Origin of the sequence: uncultured Lamprocystis sp., from assembly GCF_903933125.1 — a bacterium.
Taxonomy (GTDB): domain Bacteria; phylum Pseudomonadota; class Gammaproteobacteria; order Chromatiales; family Chromatiaceae; genus Thiodictyon.
This window is the reverse complement of the sequence record NZ_CAIZIZ010000274.1, coordinates 1-5,502: the sequence shown is the minus strand read 5'-3', so window position 1 is coordinate 5,502 and position 5,502 is coordinate 1. Positions and strand designations below refer to the sequence as shown.

General features: G+C 67.3%; 4 protein-coding genes. 1 reads left to right on the top strand and 3 read right to left on the bottom strand.

The features are described 5' to 3' along the window. Positions 1-230: 230 nt before the first annotated feature. Genes QZY03_RS13490 through QZY03_RS13480 form a run of 3 tightly spaced genes read right to left on the bottom strand, consistent with a single transcriptional unit; the run spans position 231 to position 4,481 of the window. Positions 231-950 (bottom strand): phosphoadenylyl-sulfate reductase, encoded by a 720-nt coding sequence (locus QZY03_RS13490; protein WP_295581834.1) that lies wholly within the window; start codon positions 948-950, stop codon positions 231-233. Beyond that, positions 937-2,640: an assimilatory sulfite reductase (NADPH) hemoprotein subunit gene (cysI, locus tag QZY03_RS13485; RefSeq protein ID WP_295581832.1), complete on the bottom strand. Its 1,704-nt coding sequence runs from the start codon at positions 2,638-2,640 to the stop codon at positions 937-939. The genes QZY03_RS13490 and cysI overlap by 14 nt, the downstream gene beginning before the upstream one ends. Beyond that, a complete protein-coding gene (locus QZY03_RS13480; protein ID WP_295581831.1) occupies positions 2,640-4,481 on the bottom strand; it encodes a flavodoxin domain-containing protein in 1,842 nt (613 codons plus the stop codon). The genes cysI and QZY03_RS13480 overlap by 1 nt, the downstream gene beginning before the upstream one ends. 125 nt (positions 4,482-4,606) lie before the next feature. On the opposite strand from QZY03_RS13480, the gene QZY03_RS13475 reads away from it, so the two are divergent. Then, positions 4,607-5,502 (top strand): LysR substrate-binding domain-containing protein (locus QZY03_RS13475; protein WP_295581829.1); only part of this gene is annotated, 896 nt, incomplete at its 3' end.

Below are 5,502 nucleotides of genomic sequence, written 5' to 3'. Positions count from 1 at the left end.
CCGCGATGCGGTGCCGCGGTGACCTCGAACGCGGCGGTGACGCGCCCGGCCTCATCGCGGCGGGACGCCGCTCCCACGGGGTCGCTGCGCGACTTTCACGGTGCACCTCGACCTCCGGTCTGCTTGTGGCCGGAACGAAATACACATATCGACTTCGCATGCTTGCGCAATCGGTAGGGCTGTCGGGGCCGATCCCATCCAAGAACCTCGCATAGCGCGCTGAGCGCGGTTTAGTCGTGCAGCCCGCACTCCCGTTTGAGCCCGAAGAACCGCGTCTCCTGCTCATGCATCCCCGGCTCCAGCGGACGACTGGTATGGGTATCACCCACCGAGACATAACCACGCTCCCACAGAGGATGATAGGGCAGGTTGTGGTGCTGCAGATACCGATAGACATCGCGGTTGTTCCAGTCGATGACCGGATGGACCTTGAAACGTCCGTCCTGGACACGCAGCACCGGCAGACCCGAGCGGCTGTCGGCCTGTGACCGGCGCAGCCCGGCGAACCAGGTGCCGGCGTCCAGGTCCTTCAGGGCCCGCTGCATGGGTTCCACCTTGTTCAGCCGGTTGTAGAGCGCAATCCCCTCCAGCCCCTGCTCCCAGAGCCGGCCGTGGCGCGCCTCCTGCCAGGCCGGGGAGGTCGCGGCCCGGTAGATGTGCAGGTTGAGTCCCAGGCGATCGGTCAGTTCATCAATGAATTGGTAGGTCTCCGGGAAGAGGTGGCCGGTGTCCACCAGCACCACCGGGATGCCCGGCGCGACCCGCGTCACCAGATGCAGCATCACCGCCGCCTGGATGCCGAAGCTGGACGAGAGCAGATGGCGTCCGGGCAGGTGCTGCAAAGCCCACTCCACGCGAGCGGTCGCGTCCAGCCCCTCCAGTTGCGCGTTGATCCGGGTGATGGACGCGGCATCGTCGCCGATAAGCGAATCGAGATCAGTGCGTACCAAGGGAAACCTCCACTGGATTCGGGACGGACGGACGGCCGACCGACGCGACCAACCCGACCCGCAGACTGAAATCGCCGAGACGTTCGCCCGGCTCACGTTCGGCGGCGAAGCGCCGGAAGAGCCCATCCAGGACGGCCAGAATCTCGGACTCGTTGAGATTCTCCCGATACGGCCGGTTGAGCCGCAGCCCCGTGCCGTCACCCCCGAGCAGCAGGTTGTAGCGGCCTGGCCCCTTGCCGACCAGCCCGACTTCGGCCACGAAGGGCCGGGCGCAGCCGTTCGGGCAGCCGGTCATGCGCATGACGATCGGGCAGTCGCCCAGCCCGTGGTCCGCGGCCAGCCGCTCGATCTGATCGAGCAACTCCGGGAAATAACGTTCCGCCTCCGCCATCGCCTGCGGACAGGTGGGAAAGGCCACGCAGGCGATGGCCGACAGCCGGATGGGGGTGCGTGTCTCCGCCAGCAAGCCGTGGGCGCGGGCGATGGATTCGATTCGCGCGCACTGATCCGCGGCAACCCCGGCGACGATCAGATTCTGATTGGGGGTGATGCGAAAATCGCCCTGATGCACGTGCGCCAGTTCACGCAGCCCGGTCATCAATGGGGCACCAGGGAGATCGGCGACCCGACCGTTTTCGAGATAGAGGGTCAGGTGCTTGCGCCCGTCCGTACCCTGCACCCAACCATAACGGTCTCCTTGATCCGTAAAGACCGCCGGGCGGGCCGGCGCAAAGCGCAGCCCGGCGCGCTGCTCCACCTCGGCCTTGAAGGCGTCCAGTCCCATCCGATCGATGGTGTACTTGAGCCGGGCGTGACGCCGGCTGATGCGGTTGCCGAAGTCACGCTGGGTAGTGAGCACCGCTTCCGCCACCGCCAGCACCTGATCGGGGGCAACGAAGCCCAGGGTGTCGGCCAGCCGCGGATAGGTGCTGGCATCACCGTGAGTGGTCCCCATGCCGCCGCCGGCGAGGCAGTTGAATCCGCTCAGCCGATCGCCGTCGGCGATGGCAATGAAGCCGAGATCGTTGGTGTAGACATCCACGTCGTTGTGGGGCGGCACCGCGACCGCGGTCTTGAACTTGCGCGGCAGATAGGTCTCGCCATAGAGTGGCTCGGACTCGGCGCCGTCGAGCGGCTCTCCGTCGAGCCAAATCTCGTGATAGGCGCGGGTGCGCGGCAGCAAGTGCTCGCTGATGCGCCGCGCCCAGGCATGGACCTGCGCATGCAGCGCGGACTCGACCGGGTTGGGGTTGCACAGGACGTTGCGATTGACATCCCCGCAGCCGCCGATGGAGTCGATCATCGCCTGGTTGATGCCCTGGATCAGCGGCTTCAGGTTGCGCTTGAGGATGCCGTGGAACTGGAAGGTCTGACGCGTGGTGAGCCGGATGGTGCCGTTGCCGAGCGTGCTGCTGATTCCATCGATGGCCAGCCATTGCGCCGGGGTGCAGACGCCGCCGGGCAGACGCGCCCGCAGCATGAAATCGTAGTGCGGCTCCAGATAGCGTTCGGCGCGGTCCTGGCGGTGGTCTCGGTCATCCTGCTCGTAGAACCCGTGGAACTTGCAGAGTTGGGCGTCGGCCGGGGCCAGGGCGCCGGTCAGTTCGTCGGCGATGCTCTCGTTCAGCGTGCCGCGCAGATAGCGGCTGCCGGCTTTGATCAGTTCGTTCTCGTTGACTCGCGCGTCCATCAGTAGGTATCTCGCAGGTAGCGCGCATCGGCACGCAGGGTTTCGACAAAGGCCAATGCACCATCCGCGCTCAGGCCGCCGTGGTCGCGGGCGATCGTGACCAGGGCCTCACGGACCGCCGACTCCATGGCCGTGGCGCCGCAGCAATAGATCCGCGCCCCCTCATCAAGCCAGCGCCACAGCTCGGCCCCCTCGGCACGCAGCCGGTCCTGCACATAGACCCGTTGCGCGGTGTCGCGGGAGAAGGCGGGGCTGAAGCGGTGCAGCACGCCGGCCTTACGCAGCCGCAGCCAGTCGGCCTGATAGAGAAAGTCCCGCTGAAAGTGCCGATTGCCGAAGACCAGCCAGTTGCGGCCAGGGTCACCCACGGCGGCGCGCTGCTGGAGGAAGGCGCGGAAGGGCGCGATGCCGGTGCCGGCACCCACCAGGATGATCGGCGTGTCCCCGTCCGCGGGAAGACGGAAGCCGGGGTTCTCAAGCACATAGCAATCCAGGTTGTCGCCCGCCGCCAGCCGCTCGGCCAGGAAGCCGGAGGCGCCGCCCAGACGGTCCTGGCCGTTGCATTGATAGCGCAGGGTGCTGACCGTCAGATGAATCTCGTCCGCGGTCTCTGCCGAGGCCGAGGCGATCGAATAGAGTCGCGGCGCCAGCGGTTGCAGCAGCCCGGCGAAGTCAGCGGCCTGGAGTCGTGCCGGGTACTGGGTGATAAGGTCAATCACCTGGCGCGACTGGCACCAGGTGCGCAACGCCTCGCGGTCCTGGGCCAGGCCCGCGAGTTCCGCAGCGCCGCTGAGCCGCGCCCAGGCGGCCGCCACCGTCGGGTGGAGCCGGGTCAACTCCAGACGTGCGGTCAGGGCCTCGGCCAATGGCAGCGCGTCACTGCCGACCGCCACCGGCGCATCCGCGGCGAGCCCGACGGCGCCAAGCACGGCACCGACCAGAGCCGGCGCATTGCGGAACCAGACGCCGAGCGAATCCCCGGGGGCATAGTCGATGGCCTGGGGATCGATCTCGATGGCCAGATGCCGGACCTCGGCCACCGCATCGCGGGTCGTGATGGGACGGTTGTCGAGCACGGTGGCGCGGAAGGGATGATCCCGGTCATGGCGCACCGGGGCCGGAAAACGCAACGGAACCACCTCCGCATCCCGGTGCGCCGCGACGCCCGGCGACGCCGCGGCGAGTTCCGCCTCGACCCGCTCCAGCGCCACGGGGAACCACGCCTCAGAGACCGGCCGGAAATCCAGATCGGCATCCACCCGGTCGATCACCCGGCGGGCACCCAGCTCCGCCAGACGCGTATCGAAAACTTTGGCCGCCTGGCAGAACTGCGCGTAACTCGAATCGCCCAGACCGAAAACACCGTAGCCCAGACCCGTGAGTGTCGGCGCACCCTGGCCGAAGAGCACACGGTGCAGTTCCAGGGCGGCTTCCGGGGGCTCACCCTCGCCCTGAGTGCTGATGACCAGCAGCACGAACTGCTCCTTGGCCAGATCGCGGGGCCGGAAGTCGGCGACCGAAACCACCCGGTGCGCCAGTTGCCGAGCCGCCGCCTGGCGCCCCAGGGCTTCCGCCACGGAGCGGGCGTTGCCGGTCTGGGAGGCATAGAGGATGGTCAGGCGGGCCGTCCCGGCAGCCGCGACCGGGGCCGCGGCAAGCGCCGGCCGGCCAACCGCCAGGCCCGCCAGATAACCGCTGGCCCAGGTCAATTGCTCGCCGGTCAGGCCGCGGATCGCCTGGGTCAGGCGTTGGAGTTGGAGCCCGTTGACGGGCGCTGCCGGTAGGCCCGGCGTCGGGCCGACAGCGGCCGGCTGGGCTGAAACGGCGCGATTGGTCTGCATGGGGCCACCTTCAAGACTGTGGACGGACGCGAGGTCCCTTGGGTCGCAATCTTGGTATGGAGCAGATATCTTGTAAAATGACGTTTCTTGAAAAGTTATTACGAAACGAGATATAGAAACCCGCCATGGAACTGCGCGTGCTGAAATCCTTTGTCGCCGCGGTGGACTGCGGACTCAATGTCAGCCAGGCCGCGGAGCGGCTGCACCTGGTCCAGTCGGCGGTATCGCAACACCTCGCGCGTCTGGAAACCGAGTTGGGCACCCGACTTTTCGTGCGCCAGGGCAAACGCCTGGCGGCGCTCACCCCGGCTGGCGCGCGGGTCCTGGACTATGCGCGCCGGGTTCTGGCTATCCGCGAGGACATCCTGACCGTCGGGCGCGACCATGTGGACGAGGCCACCGGGGTGCTGCGCATCGGCACCACCCATACCCAGGCCCGCTATGTGCTGCCCCCGGTCATCCGCGCCTTCCGGGACACCTATCCGCGCGTCGCCTTACAGATTCATCAGGGCACACCCCCGCAGTTGGCAGACCTGGCCGCGGCCGACACGGTCGACTTCGCCATCTGCACCGAGGCCCTGGCCGCCCATCCGGCGCTGACCACCCTGCCCTGCTACCGCTGGAACCGCAGTCTCATCACCCCGCTCGGCCACCCGGTCCTGGAACGTCAACCACTGAGCCTGGAACTGATCTGTGAATACCCCTTGATCACCTATGTCTTCGGCTTCACCGGGTCCAGCCGGCTGCGCTCCACCTTCGCCCGCATGGCCCTGGAGCCGGACGTCGTGCTGAGCGCCGCGGATACCGACGTGATCAAGACCTATGTGCGTGAAGGCCTGGGCGTGGGACTGATCGCCACGGTCGCCTATTCGCCGCGCTCCGACGCCGACCTGGCGGTCCGCGATCTGAGTCATCTCTTCCCCTGGGAGACCACCTTCATCGCCTACCGCCGCGACAAATACCTGCGGCGCTTCCAGCAGCACTTCACCGAACTGATGCAGCGCATGGTGCAGAGTCAGGG